General features: G+C 62.9%; 20 protein-coding genes. 5 read left to right on the top strand and 15 right to left on the bottom strand.

Annotated elements, in window-relative coordinates:
- Positions 1 to 229 precede the first annotated feature (229 nt).
- A complete protein-coding gene (locus tag CCR95_RS23820; RefSeq protein WP_242523467.1) occupies positions 230 to 1,432 on the top strand; it encodes a cyclic nucleotide-binding domain-containing protein in 1,203 nt (400 codons plus the stop codon).
- A 21-nt stretch (positions 1,433 to 1,453) separates the two neighbouring features.
- On the opposite strand, the gene CCR95_RS23815 is transcribed toward CCR95_RS23820, so the two are convergent.
- The 3 genes from CCR95_RS23815 to nspC all read right to left on the bottom strand — a co-directional run bounded on the left by CCR95_RS23815 (position 1,454) and on the right by nspC (position 6,455).
- Entirely contained in the window at positions 1,454 to 3,706 is a 2,253-nt protein-coding gene (locus CCR95_RS23815; protein ID WP_201099095.1) for an arginine/lysine/ornithine decarboxylase, read from the bottom strand.
- A 203-nt stretch (positions 3,707 to 3,909) separates the two neighbouring features.
- Positions 3,910 to 5,250 (bottom strand): saccharopine dehydrogenase family protein, encoded by a 1,341-nt coding sequence (locus tag CCR95_RS23810; protein WP_201099093.1) that lies wholly within the window; start codon positions 5,248 to 5,250, stop codon positions 3,910 to 3,912.
- Positions 5,251 to 5,348: 98 nt separating this feature from the next.
- On the bottom strand, positions 5,349 to 6,455 hold the full coding sequence (nspC, locus tag CCR95_RS23805) for a carboxynorspermidine decarboxylase (RefSeq protein WP_201099091.1): 1,107 nt from the start codon (positions 6,453 to 6,455) through the stop codon (positions 5,349 to 5,351).
- Positions 6,456 to 6,825: 370 nt separating this feature from the next.
- Here nspC and CCR95_RS23800 point away from each other — a divergent pair, with 370 nt between their 5' ends.
- From CCR95_RS23800 to CCR95_RS23785, 4 genes are read left to right on the top strand one after another with little or no spacing between them, the layout of a single operon-like run.
- Positions 6,826 to 8,598 carry a VWA domain-containing protein gene (locus tag CCR95_RS23800; protein ID WP_201099089.1) on the top strand — a complete coding sequence of 591 codons (1,773 nt, stop codon included), beginning with the start codon at positions 6,826 to 6,828 and terminating at the stop codon, positions 8,596 to 8,598.
- Between the two features lie 26 nt (positions 8,599 to 8,624).
- Complete coding sequence (locus tag CCR95_RS23795) at positions 8,625 to 10,109, top strand: type 2 periplasmic-binding domain-containing protein (RefSeq protein ID WP_242523466.1); 1,485 nt, start codon at positions 8,625 to 8,627, stop codon at positions 10,107 to 10,109.
- A gap of 27 nt (positions 10,110 to 10,136) precedes the next feature.
- Entirely contained in the window at positions 10,137 to 10,808 is a 672-nt protein-coding gene (locus CCR95_RS23790; RefSeq protein ID WP_201099085.1) for a hypothetical protein, read from the top strand.
- Between the two features lie 28 nt (positions 10,809 to 10,836).
- Positions 10,837 to 11,049 carry a glycosyltransferase family protein gene (locus tag CCR95_RS23785; RefSeq protein WP_201099083.1) on the top strand — a complete coding sequence of 71 codons (213 nt, stop codon included), beginning with the start codon at positions 10,837 to 10,839 and terminating at the stop codon, positions 11,047 to 11,049.
- A 201-nt stretch (positions 11,050 to 11,250) separates the two neighbouring features.
- Here the strand turns inward: CCR95_RS23785 and CCR95_RS23780 are convergent, their stop codons facing one another.
- The 12 genes from CCR95_RS23780 to CCR95_RS23725 form a co-directional block, all read right to left on the bottom strand.
- Positions 11,251 to 11,970 (bottom strand): hypothetical protein, encoded by a 720-nt coding sequence (locus tag CCR95_RS23780; protein ID WP_201099081.1) that lies wholly within the window; start codon positions 11,968 to 11,970, stop codon positions 11,251 to 11,253.
- Positions 11,971 to 12,274: 304 nt separating this feature from the next.
- The gene (gene pstS / locus CCR95_RS23775; protein WP_201099079.1) at positions 12,275 to 13,327 is read right to left on the bottom strand and encodes a phosphate ABC transporter substrate-binding protein PstS; all 1,053 of its coding nucleotides are present in this window, start codon (positions 13,325 to 13,327) and stop codon (positions 12,275 to 12,277) included.
- Between the two features lie 19 nt (positions 13,328 to 13,346).
- Positions 13,347 to 14,171, bottom strand: a complete 825-nt coding sequence (pstB, locus tag CCR95_RS23770; RefSeq protein ID WP_201099077.1) for a phosphate ABC transporter ATP-binding protein PstB — start codon at positions 14,169 to 14,171, stop codon at positions 13,347 to 13,349.
- A gap of 25 nt (positions 14,172 to 14,196) precedes the next feature.
- On the bottom strand, positions 14,197 to 15,102 hold the full coding sequence (gene pstA, locus CCR95_RS23765) for a phosphate ABC transporter permease PstA (protein WP_201099074.1): 906 nt from the start codon (positions 15,100 to 15,102) through the stop codon (positions 14,197 to 14,199).
- The gene (gene pstC, locus CCR95_RS23760) at positions 15,099 to 16,073 is read right to left on the bottom strand and encodes a phosphate ABC transporter permease subunit PstC (RefSeq protein ID WP_201099071.1); all 975 of its coding nucleotides are present in this window, start codon (positions 16,071 to 16,073) and stop codon (positions 15,099 to 15,101) included. Before pstC ends, pstA begins: the two co-directional genes overlap by 4 nt.
- Positions 16,074 to 16,303: 230 nt before the next feature.
- Positions 16,304 to 17,362: a phosphate ABC transporter substrate-binding protein PstS gene (gene pstS / locus CCR95_RS23755; protein WP_201099069.1), complete on the bottom strand. Its 1,059-nt coding sequence runs from the start codon at positions 17,360 to 17,362 to the stop codon at positions 16,304 to 16,306.
- 157 nt (positions 17,363 to 17,519) lie between these two features.
- Positions 17,520 to 17,798: a hypothetical protein gene (locus CCR95_RS23750; RefSeq protein ID WP_201099067.1), complete on the bottom strand. Its 279-nt coding sequence runs from the start codon at positions 17,796 to 17,798 to the stop codon at positions 17,520 to 17,522.
- A gap of 26 nt (positions 17,799 to 17,824) precedes the next feature.
- Complete coding sequence (gene pstS / locus CCR95_RS23745) at positions 17,825 to 18,871, bottom strand: phosphate ABC transporter substrate-binding protein PstS (protein WP_201099065.1); 1,047 nt, start codon at positions 18,869 to 18,871, stop codon at positions 17,825 to 17,827.
- A 79-nt stretch (positions 18,872 to 18,950) separates the two neighbouring features.
- On the bottom strand, positions 18,951 to 21,440 hold the full coding sequence (locus CCR95_RS23740) for a glycogen/starch/alpha-glucan phosphorylase (protein ID WP_201099063.1): 2,490 nt from the start codon (positions 21,438 to 21,440) through the stop codon (positions 18,951 to 18,953).
- Positions 21,441 to 21,633: 193 nt separating this feature from the next.
- Positions 21,634 to 21,960 carry a hypothetical protein gene (locus tag CCR95_RS23735; protein ID WP_201099060.1) on the bottom strand — a complete coding sequence of 109 codons (327 nt, stop codon included), beginning with the start codon at positions 21,958 to 21,960 and terminating at the stop codon, positions 21,634 to 21,636.
- Positions 21,957 to 22,382, bottom strand: a complete 426-nt coding sequence (locus CCR95_RS23730; protein ID WP_201099058.1) for a hypothetical protein — start codon at positions 22,380 to 22,382, stop codon at positions 21,957 to 21,959. Before CCR95_RS23730 ends, CCR95_RS23735 begins: the two co-directional genes overlap by 4 nt.
- Position 22,383: 1 nt before the next feature.
- The gene (locus tag CCR95_RS23725; RefSeq protein ID WP_201099056.1) at positions 22,384 to 22,530 is read right to left on the bottom strand and encodes a hypothetical protein; all 147 of its coding nucleotides are present in this window, start codon (positions 22,528 to 22,530) and stop codon (positions 22,384 to 22,386) included.
- Positions 22,531 to 22,741: the final 211 nt, after the last annotated feature.

The raw sequence follows: 22,741 nt of genomic DNA, 5'->3' as shown, positions 1-22,741 counted from the left end.
TTTTACTCTTCCACTATTGAATAACTTGGCACTACATTGCGATTTTCGGCCGGCGTGTACATAAAGATCAGATGGTTAGATGCCATCTGGGGGTGTTTATCAATGGGGTTATGTTAAAGATGGGTTAAGGTGCCTTTTGGCGCGCATCGGATCGTTTCCTGGCAGGCTGATCGTCATGGATCTTGGTTGAGTCGGAGCGACGCCGGGAGACCGTGCCACGGCCGTGCTCATGGTCTTCGGCGGCGGAGCGCTGCTCGCGGCGCTCACGATCGACCTGGTCGGTGCGGCGCTGGAGCGCGGGCACTTCAATACCCTCGCTATCGGGGCCGTGTGCGGCGGGCTGCTCTTCGTTGCCCTGAATCTGCTGGTGAACGACTTCGGCGGCTTCGTGCGCAAGACCTCCACCACCTTCTATCACCTGCGTCGTCAGGAGCACCGCCAGCTCAAGCGCGTCATGGACCAGGTCACGCGGACCGAGCTTTTCCAGGCGCTCGAAGACGCCGATTGCAAGGTTCTGGCCGCCTCCGCTCGGTCACAGGATTACCCGCGCGGCAGCGTCATTTTCGAGGCTGCTGATCCGGCGGATGCGGCCTATATCCTGGTGTCCGGGACGGTCGAGATCTACGACGCCGCCGATTGCTCGCGGCCGCTCGCCCGGCTGGGGCCGAACGAAATCTTCGGCTGGTACTCGACCCTCACTGGCGCTCCCACCAGCGACACCGCCGTCGCCACCAGCGACGCCAGTGTCTGGGTGATCCCGAGGGAGAGTCTGGATGGTCTGCAACGCGCGTCCAATGCCCTGGAATTGCGTCAGCCGATGCCCGCAGTCGCCTCGCTGAGCCTGAGTCAAGCCCAGCACGGCGGCGCCCCCCTGGCTATTTTTCTCGGTATCACCCTGGACGGCATTCCGGAATCGTTGGTCATCGGCTCCAGTATGCTGCACGCCGCGATCAGCGTCTCGCTGATCGTGGGTCTCTTCCTCTCGAACTATCCGGAGGCGCTCTCCAGTTCCGTGGGGATGCGACAGCAGGGGATGAGCTTCGGTCGCATCCTGAGCATGTGGAGCGGGCTGATGCTTATCACCGGCATCGGCGCTGCCGCCGGCAGCGTCTTCTTCGCCGGGGCCGATCCCCATGTCTTCGCCTTCGTGCAAGGGCTTGCCGCCGGCGCCATGCTGACCATGATCGCCGAAACCATGCTGCCCGAGGCATATCTCAAGGGCGGCAACGTGGTCGGGCTGTCGACCCTCGCGGGGTTCCTCATCGCCATCTTTTCCAAGACCCTGGAACCGGCGGACGCGGCGCGGCATGGCCAGATCGCGCCACCGCTGGAGCAGGAAGTCCCCGCGCTGAGTCTCCAGGAACGGCACGCCGAGCGGTTGCGGGTCGCCGGACGTGAAGTCCGTCAGCAGCCTGAGCGTTCCCGTGACTGACGGGATCCTTTTTCCCGCCTCTCACACGGCCTTGACGCAATCGACGAAATAGCCGATCTCGCCATTGAGCTTCTCTTTGACCAAACCATGGATGTCGGTCTCGAAGCCGGGGAAGCGGGTGTTGAATTCGCGGGCGAACTGGAGATAGCGGACGATGGTCGCGTTGAAGCGCTCGCCCGGAATGAGCAGCGGAATGCCGGGTGGATAGGGGGTCAATAGAATGCTGGTGATGCGGCCTTCGAGATCGTCGATCCCGACGCGGTCGATCTCGCGATGCGCCATCCTGGCGAAGGCGACGGCGGGCTTCATGGCCGGGACGAAGTCGGAGAGATACATGTCGGTGGTCAGGCGGGCGACATCGTTGGCCTTGTAAATGCCGTGGATCTGATCGCAGAGGTCGCGCAGCCCGATCTTCTCGTAGCAGGGATGGGCCTTGATGAACTCGGGCAGTACGCGCCACAGCGGCTGATTGCGGTCGTAGTCGTCTTTGAACTGTTGCAGCTCGGTCACCATGGTGTTCCAGCGGCCCTTGGTGATGCCGATGGTGAACATGATGAAGAAGGAATAGAGCCCGGTTTTTTCGACGACAACGCCATGCTCGGCCAGATATTTGGTGACGATGGCCGCCGGAATGCCGGAACTGGCGAATTCGCCGTCGACGTTCAGACCGGGGTTGATGACGGTCGCCTTGATCGGGTCCAGCATATTGAAGTCGGGAGCCAGATCGCCGAAACCGTGCCAGCGGTCGCCCGCGCGCAGCATCCAGTCGTTGCGGTCGCCGATGCCTTCTTCCGCCAGATAGTCCGGTCCCCAGACCTTAAACCACCAGTCCGCCCCGAACTCGGCGTCGACTTTGCGCATCGCGCGTCGGAAGTCGAGCGCTTCCAGGATGGATTCATGTACCAGGGCGGTTCCGCCGGGCGGCTCCATCATGGCGGCGGCGACGTCGCAGGACGCGATGATGGCGTACTGCGGACTGGTCGAGGAGTGCATCAGGTAGGCTTCGTTGAAGATATCCCGATCCAGGGTGCGCGTGGCGGATTCCTGGACCAGGATCTGCGAGGCCTGGGACAGACCGGCGAGCAGCTTGTGGGTCGATTGGGTGGCGAACACCATGGAGTCGCGGCACAGCGGTCGATCGGTGCCGATGGCGTGCATGCCTTGGTAGAAGTCATGGAAGGTAGCGTGCGGCAACCAGGCCTCGTCGAACAGCAGGGTATCGATTTCGCCATCCAGCATGGATTTGATGGTGTCCACGTTGTAGAGGACGCCGTCGTAGGTGCTCTGGGTGATGGTCAGAATCCGCGGTCTGGAATTGATCCCCTGGGTGAATGGGTTGGCCTCGATCTTCCGCCGGATGTTCTCTGGGCGAAATTCGTCGAGCGGGATCGGCCCGATGATCCCGTAATGATTGCGGGTCGGCATCAAAAAGACGGGAATCGCACCGGTCATGATGATGGCGTGGAGGATCGACTTGTGGCAGTTGCGGTCCACCACCACGATGTCGTCCGGCGCCACCGTCGAATGCCAGACGATTTTGTTCGAGGTTGAGGTGCCGTTGGTGACGAAGAACAGATGGTCGCAATTGAAGATGCGCGCGGCGTTGCGCTCCGAGGCGGCCACCGGCCCCGAATGGTCGAGCAGTTGTCCGAGTTCGTCGACGGCATTGCAGACATCCGCGCGCAGCATGTTCTCGCCAAAGAACTGGTGGAACATCTGCCCGACCGGGCTCTTGAGGAAGGCGACTCCGCCGGAGTGTCCCGGACAGTGCCAGGAGTAGGAGCCATCCGCCGCGTAGTGGGTCAGGGCACGGAAGAAGGGTGGGGCCAGGCTGTCGAGATAGACCCTCGCCTCGCGCACGACATAGCGCGCGATGAACTCGGGCGTGTCCTCGAACATATGAATGAAGCCGTGCAGTTCCTTGAGCACGTCGTTCGGGATGTGGCGCGAGGTGCGGGTCTCGCCGTAGAGGAAGACCGGGATATCCTCGTTCCGGACACGGATCTCCTTGACGAACTCGCGCAGCCTGGAGATCACCTCCTCGACCTCTTCCGGCAGACCGGTGCCGAACTCCTCGTCGTCGATGGAGAGGATGAAGCAGGAGGCGCGGCTCTGCTGCTGGGCGAAGGAGGTCAGATTGCCATAGCTGGTGACACCAAGCACCTCCAGCCCCTCGTTTTCGAGCGCCTTGGCGAGGGCGCGAATGCCAAACCCGCTCGCGTTCTCGGAGCGGAAATCCTCGTCGATGATGACGGCTGGAAAGCGGAAACGCATCGCGGAGTCCTCGGGAACCTAGAGCTGGAATGCTCGACCAGTGCGTGATGGGATGGCCAAGCCTGGAAGGGAAAGCGCGGCGGGCGGGCGCAGGACCATCACGCCAGGCGTTGGCCGCGAATGATACCAGACGGCATTGGTTGTCTGGCGCCATGATCGCGAGCCGCCCGAGTGGCGGCCCGCGCGGGGGCCGCCGGCAAGCCTCAACGTGGTTTGGGCGCGACGGCAATCATGGGATTGGCGGCGGAGACCGTGACGGTCGCCGTCGACTCGGCCAATTCCTGCTCCAGGTCGCGGACGGTGCCGTCGAAGGTCGCGTCGCGGCCGGGCTCGATCTCCTTGATCTCGGTCGGCAGCCCGATCTTGTCCAGCAGGGCGATGAAGGGCTCCGGATCCAGCTCCTCGACATTGACCATGGTCCCGGTATCCCAGGTGCCGTCGGCGACCAGCAGGGCGGCCGCGACCGGCGGCACGCCCGCCGTGTAGCTGATGCCCTGCGACTCCACCTCTTCGTAGCAGGCATGGTGGTCGGACACCTGATAGATGAAGATCTCTCGGCGCTGGCCGTCCTTCCAGCCCTTGACGATGTTGCCGATGCAGGTCTTGCCGGTGTAGCCGGGCGCGAGCGTCATGGGATCGGGCAGCAGGGCCTTGACGACCTTAAGCGGTACGACCTCCTGCCCGGTGCTCAGGGTGACCGGCAGATGCGAGAGGAAGCCGAGCGTGCGCAGGACCGTGAAGACGTTGATGTAATGATCGCCGAAGCCCATCCAGAACCGGATGCTGTCGGCGTCGATGTTCTTGGACAGCGAGTGCAACTCGTCATGCCCATTCAGATAGACCGGGCAGGGTCCGACGACCGGGAAATCATAGGTGCGCTTGACAGAATGCGTGGGGTATTCCTTCCACTCCCGGTCGATCCAGGTCCAGACCTTGACGAACTCGCGGAAATTGATCTCGGGATCGAAGTTGGTCGCGAAATACTTGCCGTGGCTGCCGGCGTTGACATCAAGGATGTCGATGGTCTCGATCTTGTCGAAATAGCGCTTGGCGGCCAGGGCGCAATAGGCATTGACGACACCAGGATCGAACCCCGCGCCGAGGATAGCGGTCACGCCCTTGTCGGCGCAGCGATCCTTGCGCTGCCACTCGTAATTGGCATACCAGGGCGGGGTCTCGCAAACCTTATCCGGATCCTCGTGGATGGCGGTATCGATATAGGCGACGCCGGCTTCGATACACGCCTCCAGGATCGACATATTGAGAAAGGCCGAGCCCAGGTTGATCACGATCTGGGAGTTGGTCTCCTTGATCAGCACGACGGTCGCCGGGATATCCAGCGCATCCAACTGACGCGCATGGAGCTTGCGCGACGGATCCTTGACATGGCCCTTGCGTTTGACGCTCTCGATGATCTGCTCGCATTTCGAGAGGGTCCGCGAGGCGATGCAGATGTCGCCCAACACGTCGTTGTGCATCGCAGCCTTATGAGCGGCGACGTGGGCGACGCCCCCGGCGCCAATGATGAGTACATTCTCTTTCATAATTTCTCTTCTCGGTTAAACCGCGCCTAGCGCGGTATGCGCTGTTCTTGGATTGGATCGACCCCGGCAGCAGCGACGATGGTCGGAGCGGGCGCGGTTTAAGAAAGACTGCGTTTGAAATCGTCGTAGCCGAAGGAACGGATCCGCTCGACCCTTCCATCCAGGCGGCGCACGACGATTGACGGCATGGCGACGCCATTGAACCAATTGGTCTTGACCATGGTGTAACCGCCGGCATCGGCGATACGCACTTCGCTGCCGATGTCCAAGGGCTCCGCCAGTTTGAATTCGCCAAAGACATCACCCGCCAAACAGGTGCGTCCCGCGATCATCACCGGATGCTCGCCAGCCCTCGGCGAGGCGATCGAGGGGGTGGTCCGATAGACCAGGTGGTCGAGCATGTGGGCCTCAAGCGAGGCGTCGATGATGGCGATGTCGATCTCGTTGTGGACTTTGTCGATCACGGTCGTCACCAATTCCGTGCTTTGGGTGACGGCGGCCTCGCCGGGCTCCAGATAGACCTGGATGTCGAATTCACGGGCGAAATCGCGCAAGGCCGCGCAGAAGGTGTCCAGCGGATAGCCGGCCTTGGTGAAGGACAGGCCGCCGCCGAGGCTCACCCAGTCCATCCGGCGCAGCAGTTCCCCGTAGTCGCGCCCGATGAGGTCGAGCGAGCGGATGAAGCTATTGATCTCGTCGTTCTCGCAGTTGAAATGGAACATGAGCCCCTTGAGCAGGACGGATGCCTCCGCGATCGCGGCCTTGTCGGCGACACCCAGGCGCGAATAGCGTCGCGCGGGATCGGCGAGATCGAAATGCGAATAGCTGATCCCCGGATTGACCCGCAGTCCCAGATTGCCGCCCTGCACATCCGGGTAATGCAGAGTCAACTGGGAGAGCGAATTGAAGATGATCTTGTCCGCGAACTCCCGCACCGCCCGAATGTCGTCCCGGGAAAATCCGACGCTGTAGGCGTGGACCTCCTTGCCGAACTCCTCGTATCCCAGTCGGGCCTCGAACAGGGAGCTGCTGGTGGTTCCATCCAGGTAGCGGCGCATGAGACCGAAGACGCACCAGGTGGAGAAGCACTTGAGCGCGAGGACCGATTTGGCGCCCGAGCGCTCCCGAACGCGCTGGATGATCTCAAGGTTCTGTTGCAGCCTGGTCTCATCGATCAGGTAATAGGGCGTCGGCAGGTCTTTCATCGAATCGTTCGGCACTGGTCCAGGATTAACCCCGTATATTAGCGGAAACGGTGCGACAGGCGGTCCCTTGATCATGGGATCCTGCCTGCGGGTTGCAGCGGTTGGGACCGGCCCGCCAATGGGACGCGCGGACGTGAATGGCCCGCAGTCTACCGATGCAATCTGACGGTTGTGTGACAGGGCGCCGCGGTCAGTCTGGTACGGTCGGCTCATCGTGCAGCGATCCAGAAGCGCCATCTGCCACCATTGCGCGGGCCGGGCGCTCCGTCATCGATTCGTCACAAAACGATCTTTTTTCTCTGCGATACTTGCACCACTCGGCTCGAATCGTTAATCGCTCTCGACTCAATCCATCGCTGCCGGAGGACTCATGCTCACCGCTCGCCCGCGATTCTACTCGTCCGTGCTCCTGGCGGTCGTTGTCCTCTCGATGAATTTCGCTTCGGCTGCCGAGACCATCTGTACTCCGGGTCAGGATCAAGTCCTGGTGCGTTTCACCTATGGCTCCGAGAAGGAATCCTGGATCCAGGACGTCACGGAGGCATTCAACCAGCGGGCCGAGCGCACCGCCTCCGGCAAGACCATCTGCGTCAACGCCATCCCCAAGGGCTCGGGCGACAGCGTCAACGAGATCAAACAGGGCCAGGCCGGTCCCGCGGAGGTGCATGCGACCAGTCCGGCGTCCGATCTCTATGTCAATCTGATCAACTTCGAGAGCGCTGGGGAGCAGGGCTCCGATCTGCTCAAGGTCGAGGGTTTCCTGGTATCCTCGCCGGTGGTCATCGCGGCCTGGGAGCCGGTGCTCGCCCAGCTTGGGCCGGCGGATCAGGTGGGTTGGGCGGAACTCTTCAAGCGCGCGAGCGCGGGCGGTTTCCGCTATGGTCAGACCAGTCCGGAGAGTTCCAACAGCGGGCTCTCGGCCCTGGTCGCCCAGTTCTACGCGGGGGCGGAAGCGGAGGCCGGACGGCCGCTGCCGCGCCTGTCCCTGGCCAAGGTCGAGGATCCCCAGGTGCGCGACTTCGTCGCCAAGGTCCATGAGAGCGTCATCCATTACGGCCGCTCGACCGGCTTCTACGCCGAGAAGATGCGCGCGGGCGGTCCCCAGTACGCCGATGCCGTGGTGATCTACGAGAGCGACGTCATCCAGGCCAACAAGGCGATCCGCGACCAGGGTCTCAAATACCCGAAGCTGGTCGCCATCTACCCCAGGGAAGGCACCTTCGCGACCAATCACCCCTTCGCCATCGTCAAGCGCGACTGGGTCGACGCGGACGAGGAGGATGGCGCCAAGCGTTATTTCGCCTATCTCATGGCGCCGGAGACTCAGGCCAAGGCCCTGCAATACGGTTTCCGTCCGAGCGTCCCGCTGGACATCGATCCCAAGGTCTACGGCATCGTCTGGAATCCGGACAACGGCGTGCAGCCCTTCGAGACCGTGCACCGCTTCCTGGCGACGCCGGGAGGCAATGTCATCAAGGCGATCCGCGACGCCTTCCGCGCGATCAAGAACCAGTCCCATGTCGTCCTGGTGATCGATCGCTCGGGCAGCATGGAGGCGAAGCTCTACGACGCCGAGCGCGGTCTCCAGCGCACCCGCATGGAGATGGCGGTAGAGAGCGCCAATCTGCTCGCGGACGCGCTTCAGGACAAGGATCGGCTGTCGCTGCTCTTCTACGATTACAAGGTCCAGTATTCCGACCTCACGCCCAAAGGGCAGCCGATCCAGATGGACGCGGCGGGCAAGGAGCGGCTGGCCGCGACGCTGGCGAAGGTGCGTCCAGCCGGCGGGACCGCCATGCGCTCGGCGATCGAGACCGCCTGGCAGGATCTCTGCGACACCATCAAGGCCGACCCTTCGGATCATTCGATCCGGGTCATGGTGGTCCTGACCGATGGCATCGACAACGCCTCCAAGGTCTCGGATGCCGCTCTGGTCAAGAAGATCGGCTTCACCCAGACGAACGGAAGCGGCGGTTATTTCGGCGATGCCGCCTGTAAGATCCCGGTCTTTGGCGTGGCCTTCGGCGGCGAGGCGGACGATGCCTCGCTCAAGGCGATCGGGGCGGCGGCGGGCGGCGAGACCCGCCGGGGCGATTCCGCAGAGATCCGCGAGATCTTCAAACGTTTCAGTGAGCTGCTGTGATGCGCCTCGTGCGCGGGAAGGTTTTCATGCCGAGCATTCGCCTTGAGCTACTGCCTCGACTGCTGCTCTGTGGCCTCTTGGCTCTGGGCGGAGCGGTCTCGGTCTCCGCGGCCGAAAAACTCTTCAATTTCGGCGATCTCAATGTGGATCTGTCCAAGGTCCAGGCCAAGCCGGCGACCGCCCCAGGTCAGCCTGCTCCGCCCGCGCCAGCACCGGTGAAGGAGTCGCCCGCCGAGCAGTTGCCGAGCACGCCGGAGAGCCCGGCGCCCGTGGTGCTGCCGCGCGACGGTCAGGAGTCGATCGACGCGACGGTCCGGACCCAGTCGGTCACGGTCAAGCCGGTCGAGATTCGACCGGAACGGACCGGTCAGCAGGCGATCCTCTATCCGGTGCCCGAGGACCGCGCGGTGATCGAGGTGAAGATCGCCGCTGGCTCGGAGAAGAAGGATTGGCTGGAGGAGGCGGCGCGTCGTTTCATGGCCGACCCGGCGCGCAACAGCCTCGACGGCAAGCCGATCCGGCTGACGATCGACAAGATCGGCTCGACCGAGTCGGCGACCCTCCTCATCGAAGGCAAGACGATGCATGGCGGGCGCAACGAGTACCAGGTCTGGGCACCGGCCTCCAGCATCTTCCGCGGTCTCGTCGAGGACGCCTTCAGCGGCGGCAAGCTGTTCGAGACCGACGAGTCGATCGCGCGCAGCCCCATGGTCTTCGTCACTTGGGAGCCGGTGCAGACGGCGATCGACCGCGTCATCCAGAAGTCGATGAGCTTCGATACCCTGACCGAGATCTTCGCGCGCGAGTTCACCGGCGCGACCATCGACCCCAACGGTCGCAACTTCCAGTTCGGCTTCACCCGTCCACAGGACTCCAACAGCGGCGCGGTCGCACTGATCGCCATGGCCTACGAGTTTTTCGCCAAGGACCGGGGGCGCTACAAGATCCGTCTGGACGACCTGAAGAATCCGGATTTCCAGGCGTATCTGGCCTTCATCAAGTACATGTCGGACCAGACCAAGGACAGCACCGGCAAGCTCGCCGAGCCACTGATGCAGGCGGGCTATGGCGGTCAGCCGCTCTCCAGCGTTTATCTCTATGAAAACCTGGCCGTCAAGCTCGCCTTCGTCCGCAAGGTCAATGACCCCAACGGCGCCCGCCCGCTGATCCGCTATCCCAAGTACAATCTGGTGTCGGATCACCCTTACTACACCCTGCGTCACGGCAACTCGCGCGAGCAGGTGGAGGCGGCGCGGCGCTTCAAGGACTATCTGCTGACCCGCGACATCCAACTCCTCGCCTTGCAGAAGGAAGGTTTCCGCCCGGTGAGCGCCGAGATCTCGAACCAGGAGATGAACGAGGTGCTGGGCGATTTCGTGGCCGAGAACGGGCTGGTTCCGGATCTGATCAAGGCGTCCCAGATCCTGATCCCGGCGCAGAGCGGGGAGGTCATCATGGCCCTCATCCGCACCTACGAACAGCTCGGAGATCCGGTCGGCCCCAATTTCTGACGCTCACCCATGTCCCAGGAGAACCGCATGACCCATGGCATCCTTCGCAAGACCTCGATCGTCGCGGGCCTGCTCGCCATCCTCGCCGGTGCCCCGGTCGTCCAGGCGACCAGCTTCGGCGACTATCTCAAGCAGCTCGGCGGCTTCTCCTTCGGCGGGACCGAGTTCAACCCCAAGGACATGGAAGGCAACCAGAGGAGCTGGGCCGACCGCGAGCGCTGGGTGAAGGAGGCGCTGGACAAGGCCTATCTAGCCCTGGCGCGCTCGGACCGGGAGGTGAGCCTGTTCGACTTCCAGAACTACTACGAGGTGCTGTCCATCCAGTGGACGCCCGAGTATCTGACGAGTCCGGCCAACATCGGCAATCTCAATGCCTACGCCACCTTCACTGAATACCTGTCGCGCTATCTCAAGGTGAAGCAGGAGCTCATCACCAAGATCGCCGAGCTGAACCGTCATTATGCCGTGCTCAAACAGGTCGATCCGCGCCAGCTCACTGGCCCCTTCCAGTTGAACACCGGCGATCAGCCCCAGTCCTACACCCAGAAGGCGGCGGGATCGGTGGACGCCACCGCCCACCAGGCGGCGCTGGCGACCTCGGCCGGAGCCGTCGAGAAGTACACCGCCGAGCTGAACCGGGCGATCGACTACGGGGTCGAGCTGGAACGCTACTTCAAGCAAGCGGCGGGGATTCAATAGGCGGCGCTGCGCCTTCGGGAGACCTGACATGCAGCTCTCCGACATCACCCTGGTGCTCGCGACCCGCGATGAGGCGAGCAACATCGCCGCCTTTCTACGCTCGATCCCGGCAGAGCTGCAACTCGTCGTCGTGGATGCGAGTCGCGACGAGACCCCGGAGCTGATCGAGCGCTTGCGCCCCTCGCGGACCCTGGTGCTGCGCGAGCCCGGAAACGTCACCGAGGTCGCCAGGACGGACTGACTGCGCTTCTCCGATGCCGATGTCGAGTTCGCGCCGGACTACTTCACCGTGCTGGCTCGCCTCAATGAAACGGCGGTCTATTACCCCTAAAAGCCGCAGTCAGCCTCCAGCCTTCGTCGCACAGCGGCTGGAGGCCAATCGCTGGCGGCTGACTGCTCTTTCCAGGTTGAGGTGCATTGCGGTGCATCTGCGCTTTTCAGGCTAACCGGTCACTGGCTTTCGCTCGGTTACTCGCCGATTCGAGACGCGCCGGTCGGTGCTCCGTCGTTCCGTCGATCTCCGGTCCGTCTCGTTCTCGATGAAGGCCGCGAAACGCTTGCGAAGTTTGGGGATCTCCAAGAGCGCGGTGAGGCTGCGTTTGCGGCAGCCCTTCACCAGGGATGCGGGGTCGAAAAAGGCCTTGGCGTTGCCGACGGAGAGGACGAAGGGCGGACGGCCCTCGCGGCAGAGCAGGTAGCTCATCACCAGGGCGCCGGTGCGGTGGTTGCCCTCAATGAATAGCTGGGGCGCGGAGAGCATCTGGATGAAGACCCCAGCCGCGCGCCGACAGACGTGATCGTCCTTGTGATCGGCCAGGTAGTTCATCAGGGCGCGCACCCCACCCGGATTGCTGTCGTCGTAGAAGCGCCGCTCGGTCTCGCGGGCATGCGGCGCGCAATCGTCGTAGGCCAGATCGCTGGTTCCACAGAGCACCAGCAGATTGAGCTGCAACAGGTGCCTGGAGTTGCCGCGCGCAAGCGGGTCGATGTCGGTGGCGAGCAGTGAACCCACATACTCGTAGCCGGCGAGCAGGTTGTCCACCACCTCGTCCCGCAGCGGGTCGCGCTGGGTGTCCAGGCTGGCGTTGATCCGCGCGAAATCGCTTTGGACCGCGCGCAGGGAGGCTTCGATGGCGGAAAGGTCGATGCGGCTCTTTGGCACACCTGGCTCCTGGTGCGTGGGCACCCGCTGAACGATTGACCCGGAATTCTGCATTTGGAACCGCGAAGGCGTAAAGGACACGAAGATAAAAAAGGGCAGGCAATACGCATGACGATCACCCCTTTGGGTGACTGCCGTGATCGAGGCAAGGCATTGAACGAATTTGTGTTTTTCGTGTTCTTTGCGGTTCGACTGCTCGTTCCAGATTGACCGGGACGAGGCGCGGCCGCGCACGTCGGACCCCGCAACAATAAAGGGGCGCCATCCCTGGCGCCCCGTCCCCCGACATGGCAAGAGTCTAGTCCTATGGATGGACGCGCGCGAGCGCCTCGCGGGCCTTGGCGATCATGGGCTCCGGCAGCGGAACATACCCCAGATCCCGCGCCACTCGTTGACCCTGATCGAGCCCCCAGGTCAGGGCATCCCTGAGCGCGGTGGCCTTGGCCGGATCGGCATAGTGCTCGTTCAGCAGGATCCAGGTATAGCTGACGATCGGATACGCCTCGGCGCCCTCCGGATCCGGAACGAAGAGGCGCAGATCCTCGGGGATCTCGCTTGCCGAGGCCAGGGCCGCCTGGCCCGCGCCAGGGCTTGGCATCACCGGAAGGCCGGAGCGGTTCTCCAGGATGGCAACCGGCATGCCCAGTCGTTCGGCGAACTCGTATTCCATGTAGCCGATGGCGCCATCCGTGATCTTGACGCGCTGGGCGACGCCTTCGTTGCCCCGCGCGGTCATGGCCGTTCCGGGCCAGTCGATCAGCTTGCCGATCCCCGGCCCCTCGGCGCTCCACCAGGGGTCGATGGCACCCAGATGATTGGTGAAGGCGAAGGTGGTGCCGCTCGAATCGCGCCGGACCACCGGCACGATGGCCTTACTCGGCAGCGCAAGCCCCGGATTCGAGGCGCGGATGCGCGGATCATCCCAGGTACGGATGCGGCCCGCGAAGATGTCCAGATAGACATCCCGCTTCAGGGTCAGACCCTCGTGCACGCCGGGAATGTTGTAGGCGAGCACCACCATGCCGGCGGTCATGGGGATCATGAGCGCGCCGCGCGCGGGATCGACCTGCGCCAGATCCTTGTCGGACAATGCCGCATCGCTGGCGCCGAAGTCCACCGTTCCGGCGAGAAAGCGGCTGACGCCCTCGCCGCTGCCCACTGCTTCATAGGTGAAGGCCAGATTCGGGCGGATCTGGCGATAGTCGATGATCCAGCGCTGATACAGCGGAGCGGGGAAGGTGGCGCCCGCGCCCGCGATGGTCAGTGTCTCGGCCGTCTCGGCGGTGGTGCCGAGGCTCGGTAATCCGGCCGCGAGGAGCGTCAATAGCGCCCCAGCCAATGCGTTCTTGCCCATCATGATGTCTCCCGTGAGCGTCTCAACTGAACTGGCCGGAGATATAGTCCTTGGTGAGCTGTTCCCTGGGATCCTCGAAGATCTGCTTGGTGGGACCCATTTCCACCAGATAACCGGTGCGCCCGCCATGCGAGATGTCGACCGAAAAGAAGGCGGTGGTGTCCGCCACGCGGGTCGCCTGTTGCATGTTGTGGGTCACCAGGGCCAGGGTGTAATTCGCCTTCAGCTCCAGCATCAGTTCCTCGACCTGACGGGTGGCGATGGGGTCGAGCGCCGAGCAGGGCTCGTCCATCAGCAGCACGTCCGGCTCCGTTGCAATGGCGCGCGCGATGCACAGACGCTGCTGCTGACCGCCGGAGAGCGACAGCCCGCTGTTCTTGAGCTTGTCCTTGACCTCTTTCCACAGCGCCGCGCGCTCCAGTGCCTTCTGCACCCGCTCGTCCATGTCTCCCTTGAAACGGTTGAGCCGCAGCCCGAAGGCGACGTTGTCATAGATGCTCATGGAGAAGGGGTTTGGCTGCTGGAACACCATGCCGATGTAGCGGCGCACCAGTACCGGGTCGACCTTGGCCGCGTAGACATCCTGTCCGTGATAGATCACGCTGCCCACGAAGCGAAAGACCTGGATCAGGTCGTTCATGCGGTTGAGGCTGCGCAGCACCGTGGACTTGCCGCAGCCGGAGGGACCGATGAAACCGGTGATCTTCTTCTTTTCAATGGGCACCGTGCTGTCGCGCACAGCGAGGAAATCCCCGTAGAAGATCTTGTCCACCTTGCAATCGATGATGATGTCGCCAACAGCCTGGTACGGCTGCGCGACGAAAACCGACTCTGCCACTGCGTTCATGCTTGAATACCTTGGAAAAATGAAGTCAAACCTTGGGCTGGCCGATCAGGCGTGCCAGGATGTTGAACATCAGCACGAGCAGCACCAGGACCAGTGACGCCGTCCAGGCCAGTTCGATCTGGTTGGGGAATGGCATGCCTGAGAAGTTGAAGATCAGGATCGAGAGCGAGGCGGTTGGCTCCGACAGCTCGGAGATGAAGTAGTTACTGAAGAGTGCCGTGAACAACAGCGGCGCGGACTCCCCGGCGGCGCCAGCGACCGCCAGCAGAACCCCGGTCAGGATCCCCGGCAGCCCCGTCGGCAGCACCACCTTCCAGATCACCTGGGTGCGGGTGCAGCCCATGCCGTAAGCGGCATCCTTCATGCGTTGGGGTACCTGGGAGATTGCCTCCTCGGCGGCCAGGACCACGGTGCGCAGCATCAGCACCGCCAGCGCGATGCCGCCCGCCCAGGCCGAATAACCCCAGTGGATGACCAGCACCGCGTAGACGAAGACGCCCGCCATGATCGAGGGGAAGCCAGTCAGTACCTTGGCGAGGAACCGGGAGGTGTTGGCCATCTTGCTGTGCGGGTCGAGCACGCCGAGATAGATGGCCGCCAGGATGCCGATGGGGATGCTGATGACGGAGGCGATGCCGACCATCACCAGGGTTCCGACGATGGCCGGTCCGATGCCGCCGCCCATTTCAAAGCCGGCGGGGGGCAGGCCGGTGATGACTTCGACGAAGTCGCTCCCGAACAGACGGCTCCCGCCCTGGGCCAGGAGCAGATAGATCACGGAAAACAGCGGTACCGCCGCCAGCACCGCCGCAAGCCAGGTCAATCCGGTGAGGACAGTGCTCTGGAGTGCCCGTATCTCGAATCCCTGGCGGGAGAGCTGCGGCGTGGGACGGACGGCCTCGGGCGGCATGGTGAGATCGAAGTCGCTCATTTCTTACCCTCGAACTTGCGGATGGTGTATTGCTGAACGGCCAGCCCCGCCACATTGACGATGAAGGTGATGACGAGCAGAACCAGGGCGGCGTACATCAGGGCCTGCACCTCGATCTGACCCGCCTCCGGAAAGGTCGACGCCAGCAGGGAGGCGAGTGTATTGGCCGGGGAGAAGAGCGACAGGCTGATCTGGTTGGCGTTGCCGATGAGCATGGCAAGCGCCATGGTCTCGCCCAGCGCACGCCCGAAACCCAGCACCAGCGCGGCGAGGATGCCGGACGAGGCGGTCGGCAGCATCACCTTGAGGATCGCCTCCCAGCGGGTCGTGCCCATGCCATAGGCGGCCTCCTTGACCTTGTAGGGGATCCGGCGGAAGGCGTCGACCGAGATCGCCGCCACCGTGGGCAGGATCATGATCGCCAGCACCAGCGCGGCGGGGGCCATGCCCGGTCCGGCCAGGTCGGTGCTGAACAGCGGGAACCAGCCGAATTGACTGTGCAGCCACTCGGCGCCGGGCTTGAGCAGCGGGATCAGCACGAAGATACCCCAGAGCCCGAACACGACCGAAGGGATGGCGGCGAGCATCTCGATGACGGTGCGGAAGACCGTGGCCAGGCGATGGTCGATAAAGTCCTGGGTCAGGAAGATGGCGATGGCGATGCCGAAGGTCCCGCCGAGGAAGAGCGCGAGCAGCGAGCTGTAGAGGGTACCCCAGATCTCGGGCAGTACGCCGAACTCGGCCTTGTTGACGTTCCAGGTGGTGCCGGTGATGAAGCCGAGCCCGTGCGCCTGGATGGCCGGAAAGGCCTCGCGGAGGATCTCCCAGAGGATATAACCGGTCAGGACGATGATGAGAAAGGCGCTGAACCAGGCAATCCCCCGAAAGAGACTGTCGGTCGCATAATCGCCCGCGGAAGGCGGTCCCGAGACACTGGTCGCGGAATCCGCTGCTGCAAAAAGTCTGGCCATGATCGTCCCTTTCGGTTGACGAGGTTGAATCTGGGCAACCGCGCGCTGGCGGCGCTTGTTAGGGGTGACGCCTTGAGGTTGGCATTCCAGTGGTGAGCGGGAGTGATCAACCAGGCAAGGCAGTCGAGAAGCAAAGCTTTAGGTTGAAACAACGGACAGGGGATCTCGGTCGGGGGCGCTTCCCTACGCTCCGTGATCGTCGGGACCGGTCACCCGGTCCCGACATCGGCTTACTGGATGAACTCGGCGGCTTCCATCACCTTCTGCTGGACGTTTTCGGGCAGCGGGATGTAACCCATGGAGTCGGCGATTTTCTGGCCATCTTCCACGCCGTACTTCACCAGCTTGCGCAGTGCTTCGGCCTTGGCGTCATCCTGATCCTTGTAGAACAGCATCCAAGTGAAGGACACGATGGGGTAGGCGTCAGCGCCTGCCGGATCCCAGTTCCAGGCGATCAGATTGGGTACCTCGCTGTTCGGGAGCGTGCCCTCGGGGAACTCGGAGCTGGCGAGCGCGGCGGCGCCGGTCTCCGGGCCAGCGGCAACGAAACTACCCGACTTGTTTTCGAGTTGGGCGACCTGTTTCCAGCCCGTGAGCTTGGCAAAGCCATACTCGACGTAGCCGATCGAGCCTTCGTTCTGCTGAACCTGGGCGGTGACGCCATCGTTCTTGGGTGCGGCGACGAACTTGCCGGAAGATGGCCAGTTCGGCTGTTTGCTCTTGCCAACCGCCTTGTCGAACTCGGGGCTGATGGCGGCCAGGTGGCCGGAGAAGACGTATGAGGTGCCCGAGGAGTCGGAGCGGGTGACGACCGTGATGGCCTTATCGGGCAGCGCGACACCAGGATTGGTGGCGGCGATGGCCGGATCGTTCCACTGGGTGATGGTGCCGCTGAAAATGCCGGCGTAAGCCGCGCGGGACAGCTTGAGTTCGTCCACGCCCTTCAGGTTATAGATCAGCACGATCTCGCCGGCGGTCATGGGGAGCAGCACCACGCCCTGTTTCACCTTGGCGATCTCATCCGCTTCCATGGCCGCGTCGGAGGCGGCGAAGTCCACGGTCCCGTTGATCAGATCCTGGATTCCGGCACCAGAGCCCTTGGACTGATAGTCCACTCGGATGCCTTTTTCAGCCTTGCTGAAATCCTTGAACCACTTGGAATAGATGGGAAAAGGAAAACTGGCGCCCGAGCCGTTGAGCTTGACGTCAGCACTGACGGTGCCCGAAAAGGCCAGGATGGAGACGAAACCGGCAGCCAGAGCCGATTGGATGAAGGTTGCTTTCCGCATAGCTATACCCTTAGAAGTGATGAAGCCTGGGCGATACCGTCGATTCGGAGCCCGCCATCGTGAAAACAGGGATAGTTTCGCCCCTCACGACGGCCAAATGTATGAAGGAATGATGATGGTTTGATGACAATCCCTGTCATCGAATCGTTTCTTACATTCAGGCGATGAGGCGATCCGATCGATCGGGATCGGCGCCCTGGCGCTTATCCTTCCCGCGATTGGCTTCGAGCATCCGCTGAAAGCGCGCGGGATCGTTCTTGAGCATGATCAGATACTCCTCGATCAGCCCGTGCCAACCCGGTCCGCCGTGCTCCTTGAGTTTGATCAGGGCGACCATGAGCAGTTTGCACGCTGCGCGCGTCTCGCGATCGCCACCCTCGCCGTACCAGGCAACCAGTTCCTGATACAGCGCCTCGGTTTTTTCGAGCGGTGTCATCTCTGGGGATCTCCCGAGTCAATCCACTACTGGATCGTCTCGACCTTTTCGCGAATCAGCTTGAGCGCGTCTTCCTTGAGCGGGATGTAACCAAGCAGATCGGCAACCTTCTGGCCGTCTGTCAGCGCGTAGTGGATCACGTCTCTGATGACGCGCGCGCGGTCGTCCGGGTAGTCCTTGCGCAGCACCAGCCAGGAAAGCGACAGAATCGGGTAGGAGCCGTCGCCCGTGGGGTCGGCGATCTCGGACAGATCCATGTTGGCGCGGAAGGATTCGATGGCGGCGCGGAAGGAGTCGCCATCCGGGGCCACGTACTCGCCGGCGCGATTTTGCAGAAGGGCCATCGTCATGTTGGTCAGGTAGGCGTAGGAATACTGGAGATAGCCGATCGAGCCGGGAATCGCCTGGATGAAGGCCGCCACGCCGCCGTTGCCGAGCCCGCGCACGAGTCCACCGCGCTCCTGCAGCGCCCGGGGCCACTCGGGATTCATGTCGACGCCGACGCTCTGCGCGAAGTCCGGGCTGATGGCGTTCAGGTGGCGCGCCGTCACGAAGGTCGTCCCGCTCGAATCGCCCCGCGCGACCACGAAGATCGGCAGGTCCGGAAGGGCCACGCCCGGGTTAGCCGCCGCGATGACCGGATCGTTCCAGCGCGCGACCCGGCCCAGGAAGATCCCCGCGATGGCCTCGCGCGAGAGCTTGAGTGCGTCGACCCCCGGCAGGTTATAGGCGATCACGACGGCCCCGGCGGTCATGGGGAGCTGCACGATGCCCCCTGGAACCTTCGCGGCCTCCTCGGCTGTCACCGGAAGGTCCGATCCGGCGAAATCGAGCGTGCCCTTGATGAGATTGGACACGCCGCCCGCGCTGCCGATGGCCTGATAATCGATCTGCACCTCGGGATGGGCGAGGTAGTAATCGCGGAACCAGCGCAGATAGATCGGGGCTGGAAAGCTGGCCCCAGCAACAACGATCTTGATCGTCTCCGCCGCGAACGAGGCTTGCGGGAGCGCGGTCATGACCAGGGTCGCCAAGGCGAGCGAGAACGAACGGAATCGAGGTGGGAGCTTCATGTGCTGAGTTTCTCTTGTGGTGATGTCGGATCGGAGGCGTGACGCGCGCAACGACCCGCGCGCGTCCTGACGCCTGGGGTTAGACGTCCGCAGGTGCCGGTTGAACCTTCCAGATCTGCTCGCAATAGTCCCGAATCGAGCGATCCGAGGAAAACTTACCCATCCGCGCGACGTTGAGGATGGACATGCGATTCCAGTGCTCCCGATCGCGCCAGGCGTGTCCCACCTCGGACTGTCGACTCACATAATGCTCGAAGTCCGCCAGGACCATGAAGGGGTCGTATTCGATCAGGCTGCTGGTAAGCGGGCGGAACAGATCCTTATCGCCGTGCGAAAAGAGCCCTGAGTCGATGAGATCGAGAGCGGACCTGAGTTCCTCGCTCTCGTTGCGGAACTCCCAGGGGCGATAACCCTGCGCCTGATGGCGCTGCGCCTGCTCGGCGGTCAGTCCGAAGAGGAAAAAGTTCTCGTCACCGACCTCCTCGCGGATCTCGACATTGGCGCCATCGAGTGTGCCGATGGTCAGGGCGCCGTTCATGGAGAACTTCATGTTGCCGGTGCCGGATGCCTCCTTGCCCGCCAGCGAGATCTGCTCCGAGAGATCCGCCGCCGGGTAGAGTCGCTGGCCGTTCTTGACACTGAAGTCGGGCATGAAGGCGACGCGCAGGGTGCCGTTGATCTGCGGATCGCGGTTGATCACCTCGGCGACCGAGTTGATGAGCTTGATGATGAGCTTCGCCATGAAATAGCCGGGCGCCGCCTTGCCGCCGAAGATGAAAGTGCGCGGCGGGAGGTCCAGATGCGGGTTCGACTTCAGGCGCTGATAGAGCGTGACGATGTGCAGCACATTGAGGTGCTGGCGCTTGTATTCGTGGATGCGCTTGGCCTGCACATCGAACAGCGAGGCGGGATCTGGCGTCACGCCTGCATGCTTGCCGAGCCAGTTGGACAGATCCTCCTTGGCGGCGGTCTTGACCGCTTGCCAGTCGGCGTGCAGACCGGTGTCATCGGCATGCGCTTCGAGCGACTTGAGCAGGGACAGATCGCGCACCCAGGCGTCGCTCCCCAGTCGCTCGGTCAGGAGCGTCGCCAACCGTGGATTGGCCGCCACAATGAAGCGGCGCGGCGTGACGCCATTGGTGACATTGTGGAACTTCTCCGGCCACAGGTCATGGAAATCCTTGAGGATGGTCGATTTAACCAGTTCCGAGTGCATCGCGGCCACGCCATTGACCGCGAAACTGCCAACGGTGGCCAGATGGGCCATGCGGACCCGCCGCCCCTGCGCCTCGTCGATGATGGACATGCGCGCCACCCGCGCCTCGTCGCCCAGGAAATGCATCCTGACCTCGTCGAGAAAACAGCGATTGATCTCGTAGACGATCTCCAGCGGGCGCGGCAGGATGCGTCCGAAGAGTTCGACCGACCAGGTTTCCAGCGCTTCCGGGAGCAGAGTGTGATTGGTGTAACCGAAGGTATTGCGGGTGATCTCCCAAGCCGGATCCCAGGTCATCTTGTAGTCGTCGATCAGGAGCCGCATCAGCTCCGCGACAGCCACCGCCGGGTGGGTGTCGTTGAGCTGAACGCTGTACTTCTCGTGGAAGTTTTCGACTGAGCCAGTTGTATTGAACTGCATGCGCAGCATGTCCTGCAGCGAGCAGGAGACGAAGAAATACTGCTGCTTGAGCCGGAGTTCCTTGCCGGCCTCCGGCTCGTCGTTGGGGTAGAGGATCTTGGAGATCGTCTCCGCCTCGACCTTGGCCCGCACCGCGCCGTAATAGTCGCCGGTATTGAAGGACTGAAAGTTAAAGGATTGGGTGGCGTGGGCCGACCACAGCCGCAACAGGTTCGCGTTGTTCACGCCGTAGCCGAGGATCGGGGTGTCATAGGCGCGGCCCTCGATCACCAGATCGGGAATCCAGCGGATGCGCAGATGGCCATCGTCATCGTATTGCTGGGTGTGACCGCCAAATTTGACCGGAAAGCGCAATTTTGGGCGATAGATCTCCCAGGGATTGCCATCGCGCAGCCAGGCGTCGGTGTGCTCGACCTGCCAGCCGTTCTCGATGGTCTGGTCGAAGATGCCGAACTCGTAACGGATACCGTAACCGATCGCGGGGATCTCAAGCGTCGCGAGCGAGTCGAGATAGCAGGCGGCGAGTCGCCCCAAACCGCCATTGCCGAGCCCTGGTTCTTCCTCTTCCTGCACGATGGCGTCGAAGTCGAGCCCCAACTCCTCGCCGGCCGCGCGGGCACTGTCCATGATCCCGAGGTTGATGAGGTTGTTGACCAGATGCGGGCCGAGCAGGAACTCGGCCGACAGATAGCAGACGGTGCGGGCCTGGCTGTGCTTGTAGCTGCGTGCCGTCTTGACCCAGCGATCGAGCAGCCGGTCGCGCAGGGTATAGGCGGCGGCCATGTAGCAGTCGTGGGTCGTCGCGACTTCCGGAAAGCGTCCCTGAAGATAAAAGAGATTGTCGATGAAGGCTTGCTTCAGCGCCGCTTGCGACAGTCCGGTACGGGTGTGCTCATGCCCGCTCAGCAGATCGGATTGGACGACGGTGTTCATGGCGACTCCCCACTCGGAAACGATTCAGGAACAATGAAGTCCCTGCGGAAGGCCGCGCGGCTTGATGCTGTGCGGACCTTCCTGGAGATCCATGCGTGCCAGCGCGGCACATCGGGCACATTACCGAACGAATGTGATATTTCCGTGACCGTCTGGGCATCGTCGCCGCCGCTCTCCAGGATGAATGACAGCCTCAACGAGCCGTCGCCGCGAGAAGCTCCGTCAGCGCGTGCTGAACGGCCTGGGGCTGGTCGCGATGCAGGTAGTGCCCGGCGCCGCAGATCCGCTCGATGGCGGGCGCGCCGATCATGCGCTGCCAGTCGGCTTCCAGCGCATGCACCATGGCCTCGAAGCGACCCTGCTCGATCGGCTCGTACTGTGTGCGCACGAGCAGCCGGCTAGGGATCCGGAGCGCCGGCCTCGCCTTCAGGCGCGCTAGGCACTCTGTTTGATCGTCGAACTCGCGTCGCTGGGTGTCGCTGAAGACCGTCGCCCGCAACGTCTTCATCAGGGTCGTCACGGCCGGTGTCTCCACGTCCATGCGCCGCCAGTGATCGGGATGGGTCGCCCCAGACCGGATTGGAGCACCAGGATCGGCGCGCGATGGCCGCCGCGGTAGATTGCCACCCGACTGGCGGTGGTGTTCGCGAAGCCGGTCGGGGCGAGTCGGGGCGTCTCCGTCCGCTGTTGGCTCGCCAGCTCCGCGGCGGCGATCAGGAGCGAGGCCCCTGGCACCAGAGAATCCACCGCAAGCCCGGCGGCGTCGAGCGCCAGCTCGCGGGCCAGCGGGGTGCTCGACTCCGGTGGACAATCCTTGATCGGGCGTGACTTGGAGCGGATTTCGGACGGGGCTGTCGCGCACCCGGTAACCAGCAACGCCAGGACAGCCGATGCTACGGTCGCCGGGATGCACATGGTCCAGCGGTCTCTTGTGTGGTCCATCTCAGCGCTCCCCCGTCCGGCGCTTGACAAAGCTGTAGCCTGAATAGCGAAGTATCTCCACGTCCTCCCGACGCCACGCGCGCACCCGCTCGCCGAAGCCCGCGAGCTTGCCGAGCAGCAGCGCCTCCTGGTCATCAAGGGGCTGCACTGGCAGGGTTAGCCCAAGTTTAACGCCTCAGATTATTTCTCTTTTAAGATCATCCGCTTACAGCGGAAAAAATCGCTCAGTGGCACTACATTCGTGAAATTTTGTGAAACCGGACGATTCAGACAATCATTTTCTGTATCCCTCCCGGGCTGGGATCGCTGCCCAGCGCCTGGATGATCGCCAGCTGCGCCGGCTCGGCGCGGGTCGCCTT

The organism is Thiocystis minor, from assembly GCF_016653465.1.
Taxonomy (GTDB): domain Bacteria; phylum Pseudomonadota; class Gammaproteobacteria; order Chromatiales; family Chromatiaceae; genus Chromatium; species Chromatium minus.
Note: the sequence above shows the minus strand (reverse complement) of the source record. Positions and strands in the feature narration are given on the sequence as shown.

Excerpts from the sequence above, each read along its gene's own strand:
- CCR95_RS23820 (WP_242523467.1), top strand. The coding sequence starts at position 230 with ATGGTCTTCGGCGGCGGAGCGCTGCTCGCGGCGCTCACGATCGACCTG.
- CCR95_RS23795 (WP_242523466.1), top strand. The coding sequence starts at position 8,625 with ATGCCGAGCATTCGCCTTGAGCTACTGCCTCGACTGCTGCTCTGTGGC.
- pstC (WP_201099071.1), bottom strand. The coding sequence starts at position 16,073 with ATGGCCAGACTTTTTGCAGCAGCGGATTCCGCGACCAGTGTCTCGGGA.
- CCR95_RS23730 (WP_201099058.1), bottom strand. The coding sequence starts at position 22,382 with ATGGACCACACAAGAGACCGCTGGACCATGTGCATCCCGGCGACCGTA.
- CCR95_RS23810 (WP_201099093.1), bottom strand. The coding sequence starts at position 5,250 with ATGAAAGAGAATGTACTCATCATTGGCGCCGGGGGCGTCGCCCACGTC.
- pstA (WP_201099074.1), bottom strand. The coding sequence starts at position 15,102 with ATGAGCGACTTCGATCTCACCATGCCGCCCGAGGCCGTCCGTCCCACG.
- pstS (WP_201099065.1), bottom strand. The coding sequence starts at position 18,871 with ATGAAGCTCCCACCTCGATTCCGTTCGTTCTCGCTCGCCTTGGCGACC.
- CCR95_RS23785 (WP_201099083.1), top strand. The coding sequence starts at position 10,837 with ATGCAGCTCTCCGACATCACCCTGGTGCTCGCGACCCGCGATGAGGCG.
- CCR95_RS23750 (WP_201099067.1), bottom strand. The coding sequence starts at position 17,798 with ATGACACCGCTCGAAAAAACCGAGGCGCTGTATCAGGAACTGGTTGCC.
- pstS (WP_201099069.1), bottom strand. The coding sequence starts at position 17,362 with ATGCGGAAAGCAACCTTCATCCAATCGGCTCTGGCTGCCGGTTTCGTC.
- pstS (WP_201099079.1), bottom strand. The coding sequence starts at position 13,327 with ATGATGGGCAAGAACGCATTGGCTGGGGCGCTATTGACGCTCCTCGCG.
- pstB (WP_201099077.1), bottom strand. The coding sequence starts at position 14,171 with ATGAACGCAGTGGCAGAGTCGGTTTTCGTCGCGCAGCCGTACCAGGCT.
- CCR95_RS23740 (WP_201099063.1), bottom strand. The coding sequence starts at position 21,440 with ATGAACACCGTCGTCCAATCCGATCTGCTGAGCGGGCATGAGCACACC.
- CCR95_RS23815 (WP_201099095.1), bottom strand. The coding sequence starts at position 3,706 with ATGCGTTTCCGCTTTCCAGCCGTCATCATCGACGAGGATTTCCGCTCC.
- CCR95_RS23790 (WP_201099085.1), top strand. The coding sequence starts at position 10,137 with ATGACCCATGGCATCCTTCGCAAGACCTCGATCGTCGCGGGCCTGCTC.
- nspC (WP_201099091.1), bottom strand. The coding sequence starts at position 6,455 with ATGAAAGACCTGCCGACGCCCTATTACCTGATCGATGAGACCAGGCTG.
- CCR95_RS23800 (WP_201099089.1), top strand. The coding sequence starts at position 6,826 with ATGCTCACCGCTCGCCCGCGATTCTACTCGTCCGTGCTCCTGGCGGTC.